The organism is Arthrobacter subterraneus (assembly GCF_900099735.1).
Lineage (GTDB): Bacteria > Actinomycetota > Actinomycetes > Actinomycetales > Micrococcaceae > Arthrobacter_D > Arthrobacter_D subterraneus.
The window spans coordinates 411,996-424,375 of sequence record NZ_FNDT01000001.1 but is presented as its reverse complement, the minus strand read 5'-3'; the positions used below and the strand labels follow the sequence as shown (position 1 = coordinate 424,375).

The 12,380-nt window shown below is 66.4% G+C and carries 10 protein-coding genes; 6 read left to right on the top strand and 4 right to left on the bottom strand.

Features of this window, described 5'->3' with window-relative positions; translation table 11 throughout:
• Nucleotides 1–28: 28 nt before the first annotated feature.
• On the bottom strand, nucleotides 29–661 hold the full coding sequence (locus BLS52_RS01955) for a putative glycolipid-binding domain-containing protein (protein WP_090584282.1): 633 nt from the start codon (nucleotides 659–661) through the stop codon (nucleotides 29–31).
• 141 nt (nucleotides 662–802) lie between these two features.
• On the opposite strand from BLS52_RS01955, the gene BLS52_RS01950 reads away from it, so the two are divergent.
• A complete protein-coding gene (locus BLS52_RS01950; RefSeq protein ID WP_090584281.1) occupies nucleotides 803–1,153 on the top strand; it encodes a TraR/DksA family transcriptional regulator in 351 nt (116 codons plus the stop codon).
• A gap of 5 nt (nucleotides 1,154–1,158) precedes the next feature.
• Here the strand turns inward: BLS52_RS01950 and BLS52_RS01945 are convergent, their stop codons facing one another.
• Nucleotides 1,159–2,577 carry a PucR family transcriptional regulator gene (locus tag BLS52_RS01945; RefSeq protein ID WP_090584280.1) on the bottom strand — a complete coding sequence of 473 codons (1,419 nt, stop codon included), beginning with the start codon at nucleotides 2,575–2,577 and terminating at the stop codon, nucleotides 1,159–1,161.
• A 150-nt stretch (nucleotides 2,578–2,727) separates the two neighbouring features.
• Here BLS52_RS01945 and BLS52_RS01940 point away from each other — a divergent pair, with 150 nt between their 5' ends.
• The 3 genes from BLS52_RS01940 (at nucleotide 2,728) to BLS52_RS01930 (ending at nucleotide 7,509) form a co-directional block, all read left to right on the top strand.
• A complete protein-coding gene (locus BLS52_RS01940) occupies nucleotides 2,728–4,158 on the top strand; it encodes a gamma-aminobutyraldehyde dehydrogenase (protein WP_090584279.1) in 1,431 nt (476 codons plus the stop codon).
• Between the two features lie 33 nt (nucleotides 4,159–4,191).
• Entirely contained in the window at nucleotides 4,192–5,559 is a 1,368-nt protein-coding gene (gene gabT, locus BLS52_RS01935) for a 4-aminobutyrate--2-oxoglutarate transaminase (RefSeq protein ID WP_090584278.1), read from the top strand.
• Nucleotides 5,560–5,967: 408 nt separating this feature from the next.
• A complete protein-coding gene (locus BLS52_RS01930; protein WP_090584277.1) occupies nucleotides 5,968–7,509 on the top strand; it encodes an APC family permease in 1,542 nt (513 codons plus the stop codon).
• Nucleotides 7,510–7,513: 4 nt separating this feature from the next.
• Here BLS52_RS01930 and rarD read toward each other — a convergent pair whose 3' ends face one another.
• Nucleotides 7,514–8,476: an EamA family transporter RarD gene (gene rarD / locus BLS52_RS01925; protein ID WP_281241667.1), complete on the bottom strand. Its 963-nt coding sequence runs from the start codon at nucleotides 8,474–8,476 to the stop codon at nucleotides 7,514–7,516.
• Between the two features lie 183 nt (nucleotides 8,477–8,659).
• Between rarD and BLS52_RS01920 the strand changes: the two genes are divergently transcribed.
• Nucleotides 8,660–10,096 carry an FAD-dependent oxidoreductase gene (locus BLS52_RS01920; RefSeq protein WP_090584276.1) on the top strand — a complete coding sequence of 479 codons (1,437 nt, stop codon included), beginning with the start codon at nucleotides 8,660–8,662 and terminating at the stop codon, nucleotides 10,094–10,096.
• 125 nt (nucleotides 10,097–10,221) lie between these two features.
• Here the strand turns inward: BLS52_RS01920 and BLS52_RS01915 are convergent, their stop codons facing one another.
• Nucleotides 10,222–11,547, bottom strand: coding sequence for an alpha-hydroxy acid oxidase (locus BLS52_RS01915; RefSeq protein ID WP_090584497.1), 1,326 nt, complete (start codon nucleotides 11,545–11,547; stop codon nucleotides 10,222–10,224).
• Between the two features lie 96 nt (nucleotides 11,548–11,643).
• Here BLS52_RS01915 and BLS52_RS01910 point away from each other — a divergent pair, with 96 nt between their 5' ends.
• The gene (locus BLS52_RS01910) at nucleotides 11,644–12,339 is read left to right on the top strand and encodes a FadR/GntR family transcriptional regulator (RefSeq protein ID WP_090584275.1); all 696 of its coding nucleotides are present in this window, start codon (nucleotides 11,644–11,646) and stop codon (nucleotides 12,337–12,339) included.
• Nucleotides 12,340–12,380 lie beyond the last annotated feature (41 nt).

Here is a 12,380-nt window from a genome sequence, read left to right as displayed (position 1 = left end):
GGGAGCGGCCCCTCGAAGCGGGAAGGGGTCAGCGGATCCGGGTGGCCAGGCCGGGGTATTCGAGGACAATCCCTTCCCGGTCGATCTCCAGCTCGGCGGTGAAGCCGTGGTTGTCGGAGCTGTAGAGCACCACCCCGTTGCGGTCTCCATCCGAGGACCGCAGCTGGCTGTACATCTGGCTGCTGCGCTTGACCTGGAGGCTGGGAACGTCAACCCATGCCATCACCATGGACGTCTCATCGACGGGTGCCAGCTCCTCGGAGTGGAGGTTCAGCCGCAGGATGGGCATGGTGTTGGTGACCGGGCACAGGCCGAGATCGCAGTCCAGGGCGCCGGTCAGCAGGGACGGATCCTCGATGCCGGGTGCGGGGAGGCTGCACTCGCCGGCGGTGGAGCCGGTGGCGGACCAGACGCCGTCGTCGTCTCGTTCCAGCTCAAGGTGCCGGCTCCAGCCGTGGCCGTGGACCGTGGCAGTCAGGCGGCGGGTGACCCAGCCGTCGGTGGTGGTGAGCGCCCAGCTCATGGCATACGAGTCCGTCCGGGAAGTGCCGTGCGCGCTTAGCCGGCCCGGCTCCAGGTTGATGGTGGCGGAATCCAGGCGAGCCGGATCGTCGATGCCCTGCCAGGTGTGCAGCAGGCTCGTATGCAGTTGATTTCCCATTCGCTTACCTTATGGAGCGGTGGGGGCGGCGCGCCAGAGGGCGGCCCGGAGTTCGTCCCTGCGCTGGAGTTTTTGTCGCTTATCTGCTGGAATTACGCCTCCAGAACAGCAGATAGGCGACAAAAACTCACCGGAGGACGCATGGGCGTTTCTGAGCATTTCCGACCGCTGCTTGTGCGCGAGCTTACCGAGACGAGGAAGGCCCGGGCGGGCCTGAGCACGGACATCACCTCGACCAGCGACCTGCGCCGGGAATCCAACGTGGACGATGAACACGACCCCGAGGGCTCAACCATCGCCTTCGAACTGTCGCAGTCGGCAACGCTGCTGCGTGATGCCGATGCCCGTATCGCCGAGCTCGAGGCTGCGCTGCTGCGGCTGGAGGAGGGGCGGTACGGTTCCTGCGAAGTGTGCGGGACTGCTATCGCCGAGGGGCGGTTGGAGGCACGGCCGTGGACGCGGTTCTGCATCAACCACGCCGGCGGCCGCTGAAAAACTCACCGGAGAGCGCGGACGTTCAACGCGAGGTAGAGGTGCACCCGGTCCGCGGTGACGGCCGGGTCATAGCCGGTCAGGTCCACGATCTGCTGCAGCCGGTACCGCACGGTGTTCCGGTGCAGCTGGAGTACGTCCGCGACGGCGGCCACCGACCCGTTGTGCGCGAGGTACTTCTCCAGCGTGAGCATCAGCTCGGCGCCGTGTCCCTCGTCGAAGGCGGCCACGGGGTCCAGTGCTTCGGCGGCCAGGTCCGCCAGCGGCACATCCTCGCTCGCCATGAGGAGCGAGGTGAGGCTGAGGCGGTCGGGCCGGTTGACCGCCTGCCCGCGGGTCAGCGACTCCCGCGCCTCGAAGTAGCTCCAGCGCAGCCCGCTGGCCTGTGCGTAACCGCCGCCGAAACCCACCTTCGCCGTGAAACCGGCCCCGTGCAGGTAACTGCTCAGCGCCCGGCCGAGGGACTCACCGTCACTTTCCGGCACCGCGATCACCAGACGGTCATCCACCACGGCCGTGACGACGTCGTCGTACTTCCCCGGCAGCGGCAGGGTCCGCAGCGCGCGGCGCTGGCCGGTGGCAACATCGGCCAGGACAATGCACTGCCGGCGCGCCGTATCGATGCCCGCGCTCCCGAGCCGGGCCGCCGCATCACTGCCCGTCAGCGTCCCGCGCACCACATCCTGCAGCAACTGCCCGACGACGGCGCGGTCACTGGCCCTGCGCCGCGCCTGGTTGCTCAGCTCGACGCTGATGAGGCTCTGCGCGTAGTCCGTGATGGCGTCGCGCTGGTAGGGCTCCGCGATGGCCAGGGTGCAGCGGTCCTTCAGCCCGGTGGCCACGGGCACCCGGTGCCAGTCCCGGTCCTCACCTTCGCGTGCAGGCCCGGTAGCGAACAGCTCGGTCCCGTATTGGGAAAGCGCGACGTCGGTGCGCAGCATCGCAGCGAGCTCCCGGAGGAGCTGGGGCAGGCCCCCTCCGCCCAGCAGGGCAGCGGCGAGAATCTGGTGCCCCCGAAGCAGGTGTTCGAGGCGTTCATAGTGCTCGGCGGAGAGCGAATCGGCAACGATTTTCCCGATCGCAATGAACGGGGTCTCGTACGGCACGAGGAAGACCGGCAGGCCCAACTCATCCGCCTGGTCGAGGAACGCGGCCGGAACCTTCTCGTGGCTGAGGCCGGTGGCGAACCCGACGGCGAGCGCACCGGAGGCATGCACATGGCGGACAAAATTGCGCTGTGAGGTGGCCGATTTCTGCCTCAGGCCGGTGGTGAGCACTACCTCCCCGCCGCTCAGGAACGGTTTGGGATTCTCGAGCTCGGTGACCGCAACCCACTGGACCGGCACGTCCGTGACCTCGCTGGTCCCGACCCGCTGGAGCTTCAGTGCGGGCGTGGCCAGCAGTGCCGACAGTGTGATCGCCATAACGTCCACTATAGGGCTGGAGGCTTGTGCGGCTGCATCACGGTTTTGGGTATGCATTGTGCGGATCACCCTAGGCGGCGTGGCGTGCACCACGTAGGGTCGGCAGTGAATTTGGGCACCCCCTGTCCGGGAAACGAGAGGAAAAACGCTGTGGTCGCAACCCTGCAGAACTTCATCAACGGCCAGTTCGTGACGCCGGGCGGCAGCGAGCTGCTCGACATCGTCAATCCGACCAACGGCGAGGTGGTCGCCAAATCGCCGGTGTCCGTCCAGGCGGACGTCGACGCCGCGATGAGCGCCGCCAAAACGGCCTTCACCTCGTGGAAGCGGGTCACCCCCGGCCAGCGCCAGCTGATGCTGCTCAAGCTCGCCGACGCCGTCGAGGCCCACAGTGAAGAACTCGTCGAGGCCCAGCACCGCAACACCGGGCAGGTCCGGGAGATGATCGCCGCCGAGGAGGTTGCCGCCGGAGCGGACCAGCTGCGCTTCTTCGCCGGCGCTGCCCGCCTGCTCGAGGGCAAGTCCGCCGGGGAGTACCTCGAAGGCCACACCTCGTACGTCCGCCGGGAACCGGTGGGAGTTGTTGCGCAGGTGGCGCCGTGGAACTACCCGTTCCTGATGGCCATCTGGAAGATCGGGCCGGCGCTGGCCGCGGGCAACACCATTGTGCTCAAGCCCAGCGACACCACCCCGGAATCCACGCTTGTCCTCGCCCGCCTCACCCAGGGCATCCTGCCCGACGGCGTTCTGAACGTGGTCCTCGGCACCGGTGAGACCGGCGCTGCCATGGTGGAACACAAGACCCCGGCCATGGTGTCCATCACCGGTTCGGTGCGTGCGGGCATCGCCGTCGCCACCGGAGCGGCGAAGGGGCTCAAGCGCGCTCACCTCGAGCTGGGAGGCAAGGCTCCCGCCGTCGTCTTCGCTGACGCGGACATCAAGAAGACGGCAGCGGCCATCGCGGAGTTCGCCTTCTTCAACGCAGGCCAGGACTGCACCGCCATCACCCGCGTGCTGGTGCAGGATTCGGTCCACGACGACCTCGTGGCCGCCATGGTCGACCACACCAAAACCCTCACCACGGGTAATGCGGATGACTCGAAGAACTACTTCGGGCCGCTGAACAACATCAACCACTTCAACGCCGTCAACGCGGTCATGGATGCGCTGCCGTCGCACTGTTCCGTGGCGGTCGGCGGCAAGCGCTCCGGTGACAAAGGGTACTTCTACGAGGCCACCATCATCACCGGCGCCAGGCAGACCGATGACATTGTGCAGAAGGAGACCTTCGGCCCGATCATCACGGTGCAGAAGTTCTCAACGGAGGATGAAGCCGTCGAGATGGCGAACGACGTTGAGTATGCGCTCGCCTCGAGCATCTGGACCACCGACCACGGCACCGCCATGCGCGTCTCCCGCGACCTCGACTTCGGGGCCGTCTGGATCAACACGCACATCCTCCTCACCGCCGAAATGCCCCACGGCGGGTTCAAGAGCTCCGGCTACGGCAAGGACCTCTCCATGTACGGCGTAGAGGATTACACCCGCATCAAGCACGTCATGAGCGCGCTGGACGCCTAAGCCACGCTTTCCGCCCACGAAAGGACTCTTCCCATGACCACCCAGGCACTCCAGCCGCAGTTCAGGCTCGAGCAGAAGCGCCGCATCATCGGCGATTTCCCCGGACCCAAGTCAACCGCCCTCAATGCCCGCCGCTCCGCCGTCGTCGCCAAGGGTGTTGCCTCCGGCGTTCCCGTGTATGTCGCGGACGCTGACGGCGGCATTGTGCACGACGTCGACGGCAACTCGTTCATCGACTTCGGCTCCGGTATTGCGGTGACCAGCGTCGGTGCGTCCGATCCCGCCGTCGTCGGCGCCGTGAAGGAGCAGGTTGAGCACTTCACCCACACCTGCTTCATGGTGACCCCGTATGAGGGCTACATTGCCGTCGCCGAGAAACTCGCGGAACTGACGCCGGGTGACTTCGACAAGCGCACCGTCCTCTTCAACTCCGGCGCGGAAGCAGTGGAGAACGCCGTCAAGGTTGCGCGGCTGGCCACCGGCCGGTCCGCCGTCGCCGCGTTCGACCACGCGTACCACGGGCGCACCAACCTCACCATGGCGCTGACCGCCAAGTCGCTGCCCTACAAGGCCGGCCCGGACGGCACTTTCGGTCCGTTTGCCCCCGAGGTGTACCGCCTGCCGATGAGCTACCCGTTCCGTGAGGAGAACCCGTCCATCACGGGCGAGGAAGCGGCAAAGCGCGCCATCACGCTGATGGAGAAGCAGATCGGCGTCGAGTCGCTGGCCGCGATCATCATCGAACCTGTGCAGGGCGAGGGCGGCTTCATTGTCCCGGCCGACGGTTTCATGCCCACGCTCGCCGCCTGGGCGAAGGAGAACGGCGTGGTCTTTATCGCCGACGAGGTCCAGTCCGGCTTCTGCCGTACGGGCGAATGGTTCGCCGTGAACCATGAGGGCGTGGTCCCGGATCTGGTGGCCATGGCCAAAGGCATTGCCGGCGGCATGCCGCTCTCGGCCGTCACGGGCCGGGCCGAAATGCTCGACGCCGTCCACCCCGGCGGCCTCGGCGGCACCTACGGCGGCAACCCCGTTGCCTGTGCGGCAGCCCTCGCGGCGATCGGCACCATGGAGGAACTGGACCTGTCAGCGCGGGCGCGGCGGATCGAGGAGATCGTGGTGCCGCGGCTGAAGGCGCTTCAGGAGGAGAGCGGCATCATCGGTGAGGTGCGCGGCCGGGGCGCCATGCTCGCCGTCGAGTTCGTGATGCCCGGCTCCAAGGAGCCCAACCCGGTGGCCACCAAGGCCATTGCCGCGGCCTGCCTCGCGGAGGGCGTCATCATCCTCACCTGCGGAACCTACGGCAACGTCATCCGCCTGCTGCCGCCGCTGGTCATCGGCGAGGACCTCCTCAACGACGGCCTCGATGTCCTCGAGGCGGCCATCCGCGCGGCGAAATAGGACGCGGCGAGGTAGCGCGCGCGGTGAAGTAGAGCGCAGTGAAGTAGATCGCGGGGAGGTAGCGCGCGCGGTGAAGTAAGCCTCACTGCAAGCACGACGACGGCGGTCGGCTGGACGGTTCCCTGCGGACCGGCCTGGCCGGCCGCCGTCGTCGTTTGTGCGTTCTCTGCGTTTGGGGCGTTGAATTCGCAGGACACGCCCCGAATAGCGCGGGATAAACGGCGTGTCCTGACAACTCAACGCGGGGGGAATCTTGCGCGGGGGAGCTGTAGCCTGCATACTAAACGAACGCAATTCGTTTATGAGTGACGCCGGTGACAGTGGAGATCCCATCCCACCCGGCAGCCCGAAACTCTTTTTCCGCAAGCTTTCCTGCGACAGCTTTTCCTACAACGAGGTAAGGAACCCATGAGCACTATGCAAGTGCGCACCGGCGCTCCCGACGGCACACCCAAGTTCTCCGGCAAGGGACTCAAGACCGGGCAGTTGGGCCTGCTTGCCGTCGTCGTCATCGGTATTTCCACCATTGCCCCCGCCTACGTCCTGACAAGCACGCTGGGCCCCACCGTGCAGAGCATCGGAGTGCACCTCCCGGCGATCTTCATCGTCGGGTTCATCCCGATGTTCCTCGTGGCGCTGGGGTACCGCGAGCTGAACGCGGACACCCCGGACAGCGGCACCACGTTCACCTGGGTGACCAAGGCGTTCGGTCCCTACCTCGGCTGGATCGGCGGGTGGGGGCTGCTGGCGGCAAACATCATTGTGCTGTCGAACCTCGCGGGCGTGGCCGTGGACTTCTTCTACCTCTTCCTCGCGCAGATCACCGGACAGGACGCCATTGCGGACCTGACCGGCATCCGGTGGCTGAACATCCTGACGTGCCTGGTGTTCGTCGGCGCTGCGGTGTGGGTCTCCTGCCGCGGCGTGAAGACCACCAAGGCCGTGCAGTACGCGCTGGTGGGCCTGCAGGTCGCGGTGCTCGCCTGGTTTGTGATCGCTGCCTTCAGCCGGATCCAGCAGGGCTCCGCGGCCGGCGCCGTCGCGTTCAGCTGGGATTGGTTCAACCCGTTCGCCATTGAGAGCTTCTCCGCCTTTGCGCTGGGCCTGTCACTGTCCATCTTCGCCTTCTGGGGCTGGGACGTGTGCCTCACGGTCAGCGAGGAATCCCGCAACGGCAGGCGCACGGCGGGCCTGGCAGCCGCGGTGACCGCCGTCGTCGTCCTGGGGATGTACCTGCTCGGCGCGATCGCGACGGTGATGTTCGCCGGCGTCGGGACCGAGGGTCTCGGCCTCAACAACGCCGACATTTCGGAGAACGTCTTCGCGGCGCTTGCCGCTCCGGTCATGGGGCCGTTCGCGATCCTGCTCTCGCTCGCGGTGCTGTCCAGCTGCGCGGCGTCGCTGCAGTCCACGTTTCTGTCACCGGCGCGCAGCCTGCTCGCCATGGGCTACTACAAGGCGTTGCCGGAAAAGTTCGCGACCGTGCACCCGACCTACCGCTCGCCCGTCTTCGCCACGGTGGTGGCCGGGGTGATCTCCGCAGGCTTCTACTCGCTCATGCGGATCATCAGCGACAACGTCCTCAATGACACCATCATGGCCCTGGGCCTGATGATCTGCTTCTACTACGGGCTCACCGCGCTGGCCTGCGTCTGGTATTTCCGGCACTCGGCGTTCAGGTCCGTACGCAATGTCGTGTTCCGCTTCCTCGCGCCGCTGCTCGGCGGAATCGGCCTCGTGGTCGTGTTCCTGCAGACCGCCGTGGACAGCTGGGATCCGGCGTTCGGCAGCGGATCGGAAATCCTCGGGGTGGGGCTGGTCTTCGTGATCGGTGTGGGGATCATCGCGCTGGGGGTGCTGGTCATGTTCATCGTCCGCCGGACCCACCCCGGGTTCTTCCGCGGCGAGACGCTGCGGCGGGACACACCGGCCCTTGAGGTGGCCGACTAACCGGCTACACGCCGGCGGGCTCCTCCAGGGGAGTGCCCCGGCGGGGCCTCGCGTTCTTCCGTACCGTACGGAGCATGTCCACGGTGAGGAGCGCGAGGCCCACCCAGACCAGGCCGAAACCGACCCACCGTTCCAGCGGCATCTCCTCGCCGAAGACCGTCAGGGCAAGAATGAACTGGAGTACCGGAGCAAGGTACTGCAGCATCCCGATGGTGGTCAGCGGAAGCCGCCGGGCCGCCGCGCCGAAGAAGATCAGCGGCACCGCGGTGATCACCCCGGACGCGGCCATGATCCAGAAGTGGCCCGGACCCTCCGTGGTCAGCGTTGCACCGCCGGACAGCGTCAGCCAGATCATCACACCCGCGGCAATCGGCGTCAGCACTGCCGTCTCGACGCTGAGGCTGGTCACGGCATCGACGCTCGGACCCACCCGCTTCTTCACAAACCCGTAGAAGCCGAAGGAGAACGCCAGCGCCAGCGCAATCCACGGCACGTTGCCGTAACCGACCGCCAGAACGACGACGGCGACAAGCCCCATTCCCACGGCTGTCCACTGCAGCGGGCGGAGCTTTTCCCGAAGCACGAGTACGCCCAGAAGCACCGACACGATGGGGTTGATGAAGTAGCCCAGGGACGCCTCGACCGCGTGGCCGTTGGTCACGCCGTACGTGTACACGAGCCAGTTCACGGCGATCAGCAGCGCGGCCACCGTCAGGGTGCCGAGCATCCTGCGGTCGGCAAGAGCCGCGCGCACCTTCCCCCAGGACCGAAGCACGGTCAACAGCAGGGCGCAGAAGATCAGCGACCACAGCACCCGGTTCGCCACGATCTCCACCGCGGTGGCGGGCAGAAGGATCAGAAAGTAGAGGGGGAGCATGCCCCACAGGCCGTAGGCGCCGATACCGAAAAGGATGCCCGTGGCATTGTCGCTTCGGGCGGGACGCTGGGAGGTGCGGGTGCGGCTCACATGCGTGCCAACCGCCGTCGTGCCGTTCCTATTCCGGGGTTCCGGAACGGGCTGTCCGGGTGAGCCCCGCCACTGGTTTAGACGCGCACTCAACAGGGGATTTAGAATAGGAAACTGTGCGCTAATGTGCGTGCCGTTGACCCTCGGGAGACCCCGGGTAAATCCACCAGGAAGAAGGCTTCAGTGTCCAGCACGACGTCGGCCCGTCCGCTTCGGGTCGCCATCATCGGCGCAGGCCCGGCCGGTGTCTATGCCGCAGACATTCTGACCAAATCGCAGGAGGTCAAGGGCGGAGACTTCGAAGTGTCGATCGACCTGTTCGACCAGTACCCGGCACCGTATGGGCTGATCCGCTACGGTGTGGCGCCCGACCATCCGCGCATCAAGGGCATTGTGACCGCCCTGCACAAGGTTCTCGACCGCGGCGACATCCGATTCCTCGGCAACGTGAACTACGGCCGCGACCTCACCCTGAAGGATTTCCGCACGTTCTACGACGCCGTCATCTTCGCCACCGGCGCGGTGAAGGACGCGGACCTCAACATTCCCGGAGTGGAGCTTGAGGGCTCCTTCGGCGGTGCGGACTTTGTCTCCTGGTATGACGGGCACCCCGACGTTGACCGGGACTGGCCGCTGGACGCCAGCCAGATCGCGGTGATCGGCAACGGCAACGTGGCCCTGGACATCGCCCGCGTGCTGTCGAAGCATGCCGATGACCTGCTGACCACGGAAATCCCGGCCAATGTCTACGCCGCGCTGAAGAAGTCGCCGGTCACGGACGTCCACGTCTTCGGCCGCCGGGGCCCCGCGCAGGTCAAGTTCACGCCGCTGGAACTGCGGGAACTCTCGCACTCCCGCGACGTCGACATTGTGCTCTACCCCGAGGACTTCGACTTCGACGAAGCCTCCGAGCAGCAGATCGCGAGCAACAACCAGACCAAGACCATGGTCAAGACGCTGACCAACTGGCTGGTCGAGCAGCCCGAAGACCCCAGCGAATTCACGGCCTCGCGCCGGCTGCACCTCCACTTCCTGCACAGCCCCGTGGAGATCACCGATTCACCGGAAACCCCCGGCAAGGTGGCCAACATCCGCTTCGAGCGCACGCGGCTGAACGGCACCGGCGGCGTCGAGGGCACCGGCGAGTACATCGACTATCCGGTGCAGGCGGTCTACCGCGCCATCGGCTACTTCGGGTCGGAATTGCCGGAGGTCGGCTACGACGAGCGGAACGGCGTCATCCCCAACGAGGGCGGCCGCGTCATCGACGAGTCGGGCAACGTCGTCCCCGGTATCTACTGCACCGGCTGGATCAAGCGCGGCCCGGTCGGCCTGATCGGGCATACCAAGGGTGATGCGCTGGAGACCATCGGCTTCCTCCTGGAGGACCGCCTGAACCTTCCGCCGGCCGAGCACCCGTCGGAGGATGCCATCATCGACCTCCTCGAGAAGCGCGGTGTCCGCTACACCACGTGGGAGGGCTGGCTGAAGCTCGATGCCCACGAAATGAAGCTGGGCGCCAACTACGTGCACGACGACGGCAGTATCTCCGATCTCGTCCGTGAACGTGTGAAGCTGGTTCCCCGTGAGGACATGATCGCGATCTCCCGCGGGGAGTAGCGCGCCCGGCCGTGCCGGATCCCCCTGCTTCTCGCAGGCCGATGACCAAACAGGCGGCGTGTCGCTATGCGACACGCCGCCTGTTCGTCAGGACCTGGGGAGAGTGGCCCGCGGAAGACGGGTGCCTACGCCAGGAACCGGACGTGGTCCTCATTGAGGTCCGACACCCTGTTGACCCCAAGCAGCTGCATGGTCCGGGCCACCTGGGTGCCGAGGATCTCGATCATGCGGTCCACGCCGGGCCGTCCGCCCGCCATCAGGCCGTACAGGTAGGCCCGTCCCACCAGGGTGAAGTCCGCCCCCCGGGCCAGCGCGGCCACGATGTCCCCGCCGCTCATGATGCCGGTGTCCAGGATGATGTCGGTCTTGCCCTTGAGCTCGGCGGCGACCTCGGGCAGCAGGTGCAGGGGGATGGGCGCCCGGTCCAGCTGCCGTCCGCCGTGATTGGAGAGCACAATCCCGTCCGCGCCGTGATCGACCGCCTTTTTGGCGTCGTCGAGCGTCTGGATTCCCTTGACCACCAGCTTGCCCTTCCACACCTCCCGCAGCCAGTCGAGGTCCTCGTAGGTGAGCGTGGGATCGAACATCGAGTTGATCAGGTCCGCCACGGTCCCCGAGTAGTGGGAGAGCGAGGCGAAGGTGAGCGGTTCGTGGGTGAGGAAGTTGATCCACCACGCGGGCCGGTAGGAAGCATCCAGCACCGTTTTGACGGTCAGTGCCGGCGGGATGGTCATGCCGTTGCGTACGTCCCGCAGCCTGGCGCCGGCGACGGCGGTGTCAACGGTGACCATCAGTGTGTCATTGCCGGCCGCGGCGGCACGGCTGATCAGCTCCATGGACCGGTCGCGGTCCGTCCACAAATAGAGCTGGAACCAGTTCCGCCCGTTCGGTGCTGCCGCAGCGACGTCTTCGACGGACGCGGTGCCCATGGTGGACAGCGTGAAGGGTATCCCGGCGGCTTGGGCCGCCTGCGAACCGGCGTACTCGCCCTCGGACTGCATCATGCGCGTGAATCCTGTGGGCGCAATGCCGAACGGGAGGGCGGAATCGGCACCCAGCACCGGCGTCGCGGTGTCGACAGTGGAAACGTTCCGCAGTACTCCGGGTCGGAACTCCAGATTCTTGAAGGCGTTCCTCGCCCTGGAAAGGGTGATCTCCTCCTCAGCACCGCCGTCCGTGTAGTCGAACGGGGCCTTCGGCGTCCGTCGCTTCGCGATGGCCCGCAGATCTGCGATGGTCTGCGCCTTCGCCACGCGGTTCCGCGCGGTGGGGAGGGATGGGGTCTTGAACTGGAGGAGGGGAGCCAGGTCGGCCGGCTTGGGAATCCGGCGGCGCAGCGCTTCCGGGGTGGCTCCTTCAGCTGCCGGAGCCGCGGACGAGACGGACGGTGCCGGCACCGCTCCCGCCTCGGCGGGCTGGGGCTGCTGTTCTGCTACGGCCTGATTGGACATGGGCATCCCTCTCCTGACACGGATATGTGGTTGGACCACATAGTGATGCAGGACACGCTACCGCAATGGTCCGACCACATCAACTAGGGTTGGTGCATGAAGGCCTACAGGACCGTCCTCGGGTGGGTCGAGCAGGAGATCACCGAGGGTCGCTTGCATATCGGCGAACGGTTACCTCCCGAGCGCAGTATCGCGCAACGGCTGAACGTGTCCCGCACCTCCGTGCGGGAGGCCATCCGGGTCCTGGAAGCCATGGGAATGGCCCGGTCCGGAGTCGGATCAGGGCCCGACGCCGGCACCCTCATCACTGCCGATCCCTCCACTCCCTTCACCTCGGCCATGCGGCTGCACTTCGCCACCTCCCACCTTCCCGCAGGGGATATTGTCCAGACCCGCCTGCTGCTGGAGGCGTGGGCCGTGGAGCACATCGATGCGGCGTCGCCGTTCCTGGATTCCGCCCGGGTGCTGCTTGTTGCCATGGATGACCCGGCTCTGGAGGCGGAACGCTTTCTGGAACTGGATGCCGAGTTCCACGTCGCACTCGCCCAGGCCGCCGGCAACGTCCTGATCAGCACCATGATGGGCTCGCTCCGCGACGCCATCGGCCAGTACACCCTGGATATGATCAGCAATCTGTCGGACTGGGGTGCCACCGCCGCCCGGCTCCGCTCCGAGCACCATGCCATCCTCGGCGCTGTGCTGACGGGCAATCCGTCCGAGGCATCCCGGCTGGTAACCGCCCATATCGAGGGTTATTACCGTGAGGCGGGCTTCCCCTCCCGGGTCGGCTAGGGCAGAAACTTGCACTCGGTGCAACGTTGCACTTAGTGTAA